This is a genomic window from Mesorhizobium sp. M0019, from assembly GCF_040323975.1.
Classification (GTDB): Bacteria; Pseudomonadota; Alphaproteobacteria; order Rhizobiales; family Rhizobiaceae; genus Mesorhizobium.
This window is the reverse complement of the sequence record NZ_JAMYVK010000115.1, coordinates 1-2,563: the sequence shown is the minus strand read 5'-3', so window position 1 is coordinate 2,563 and position 2,563 is coordinate 1. Positions and strand designations below refer to the sequence as shown.

Here is a 2,563-nt window from a genome sequence, read left to right as displayed (position 1 = left end):
AGGACTAAGCCGCTCGCGCGGCAATGGCGCTTGTGGCAGGCGGTGCGCCTGCTGATCGACCGTGGTTCTTTGTGACTGGGGTTCCTGGCCTGACGATTGGGGTCTTCTCAATCATCAGACAGGAGGCTCCCATGAAGGAGGAGAAGACCACCCCGCTGCGCCAGCGGATGATCGAAGACATGCGCATCCGTGGGATGGGCGACAGTGCTCAGCAGAGCCATATCCGGGCGATCAAGGATTTCGCGGCCTTCCTCGGCCACTCGCCTGACGCCGCGACCCCCGAGGAGTTGCGCGCCTATCAGTTGCACATGACGAATGCCGGGGTGACGCCCACGATGTTCAACACCCGGATCGTCGCGCTGCGGTTCTTTTTCGGCGTCACCTGCGGGCGCGAGGAGATGAAGCGGCATATGCAGTTCCGTCGCGCGCCGCGGAAGCTGCCCGTGGTCTTGAGCGTCGAGGAGGTCGCTGATCTGATGGCTGCCGTTCCCGGGCCCGGTCTGAAGTATCGCGCGGCGCTTGGCATCAGCTATGGCGCCGGGCTGCGGGCGTCGGAGGTCTGCAATCTCAAGGTCAGCGATATCGACAGCGACCGCATGCTGATCCATGTCGACGAGGGCAAAGGCGGCAAGGATCGCAAGGCCATGCTGTCGCCCGGTCTGCTGGAACTCTTGCGCGATTACTGGCGCGAGGCGCGACCGCAGGGATGGCTGTTTCCGGGCAAGCCGAAGATCAATCCGATCTCGCCGCGCCAGCTCACCCGGGCGTTCACCTCGGCCAAGCACATGGCGGGCATCGCCAAGCCGGCCACGCTGCACACGCTGAGGCATTGCTTCGCCACCCACCTGCTGGAGGCGAACACCGATGTGCGGGTGATCCAGGTTCTGCTCGGCCACGCCAAGCTGAGCACGACCGCCCGCTATGCCCATGTCGCCACCAGGACGATCCGTGACACCGTCAGCCCGTTCGAACGTCTGAAGCAGTTGCAGGATCAGACCCTCAGACGCGGGTTGGAGTGACGTACGGGCCGGGTGCCCCGGCCGAAGCTGGAGATCGCTGACATCTTCCGCGCCCATGGGCCTGCGTGGCGGCAGGCCAATGCCGGGCATGTCAGCCTGAGCCAGCTCAAGGTCATGTCGGCGATCGAGGCCTGCCGGACCGAGGCGCTCGGCGGGCACGTGGCGGCCTGCGCCCAATGCGGCCACCAGCACATCGCGTTTAATTCCTGCAAGAATCGCCACTGCCCGAAGTGCCAAGGACCAGCGGCGCGGGACTGGATGGCCGCGCGTGCCAAGGACCTGTTGCCGGTGGAGTATTTCCATGTCGTCTTTACACTGCCGGCAGAGATCGCGCAGATCGCCTATTGGAACAAGGAGGCGGTCTATGGGCTACTGTTCCGGGCGTCGGCCGAGACGCTGACCACCATCGCCGCCGATCCGCGCCACCTCGGCGCCCGCATCGGCATGACCAGTGTGCTGCACACCTGGGGCTCGGCGCTGACCCATCACCCGCATGTCCACATCATCGTGCCCGGCGGCGGGCTGTCGCCGGACGGCACGCGCTGGATCGCCTGCCGTCCGGGGTTCTTTTTGCCGGTGCGGGTCCTGTCGCGGCTGTTCCGGCGGGTGTTCATCGAAGGGCTTCTGGCGCTGCATCAATCAGGCGATCTGGCCTTCTTCGGCGATCTGGCCGGGCTGGCTGAAGCTGACACCTTCGCCGCCTGGCTTGCTCCCTTGCGCAAATCCGAATGGGTGATCTACGCCAAGCCTCCGTTCGGCGGTCCCGAGGCCGTGCTGGCTTATCTCAGTCGATACACCCATCGCGTGGCGATCTCTAACAGCCGCCTGATCAGCGCCGATGCCGAGACGGTCACCTTCCGTTGGAAGGATTACCGGATCAAGAATGGCGACCATCATAAGGTCATGCGGCTGGCCACCAGCGAGTTCATCCACCGCTTTTTGATCCATGTGCTGCCCGACGGGTTCCACCGCATCCGCCATTACGGTCTTCTGGCCAGCGCAGGCCGCAAGACCACTATCGCAAGGATCCGCGCTCTGCTCGGAGCGGAAACGGCCAGACAGGATGACCCGCCAAGCGCCGAGATCATCCCGCTCACCCTAAGAGAGCCATGCCCTGACTGCGGCGGCCCGATGCGCATCATTGAGATCTTCCGACGCGGCCAGAAGCCCAGAGCCCGTGCACCACCGCGGGAGCAAGCCGCATGACGAGGTGCCCGTCACATCGGTCAAAGCTGACTCGGAAAGACACGGCATTCCGGGAGGGCATCGGTGTGCGCCACAGAACGCCGAGCACCGCAAAACCGTCGAACGCGACAGAAAGCAGACCGTCAGATCGGCGTCTGGTCATGCCATCGAACGCCCTCGGGTCGGCCCGTTTGCGCCTGCCGCCAGCGCCGAGCTCCACACCACACGCCCGCGGCCGCACGCTTTCCCCATAGGTCTCACCCAGCCCCCGCGGCTTCCTCCTTCCAAGGTTTGTCAACGCGGGCCGCCAATGCCAGCGGCAAACGTCGCGCTGCGGCCCGCATCGAAAAACCTTCAGG

At 65.0% G+C, this 2,563-nt stretch carries 2 protein-coding genes; both read left to right on the top strand.

Features of this window, described 5'->3' with window-relative positions; translation table 11 throughout:
- The first annotated feature begins 131 nt into the window (after window positions 1-131).
- Window positions 132-1,019 carry a tyrosine-type recombinase/integrase gene (locus tag NKK47_RS34830; RefSeq protein WP_352579902.1) on the top strand — a complete coding sequence of 296 codons (888 nt, stop codon included), beginning with the start codon at window positions 132-134 and terminating at the stop codon, window positions 1,017-1,019.
- A gap of 12 nt (window positions 1,020-1,031) precedes the next feature.
- The gene (locus tag NKK47_RS34825) at window positions 1,032-2,225 is read left to right on the top strand and encodes an IS91 family transposase (RefSeq protein WP_352579901.1); all 1,194 of its coding nucleotides are present in this window, start codon (window positions 1,032-1,034) and stop codon (window positions 2,223-2,225) included.
- Window positions 2,226-2,563 lie beyond the last annotated feature (338 nt).

Bases quoted from the DNA above. Each gene is read 5' to 3' on its own strand.
- NKK47_RS34830 (WP_352579902.1), top strand. From the start codon at position 132: ATGAAGGAGGAGAAGACCACCCCGCTGCGCCAGCGGATGATCGAAGAC.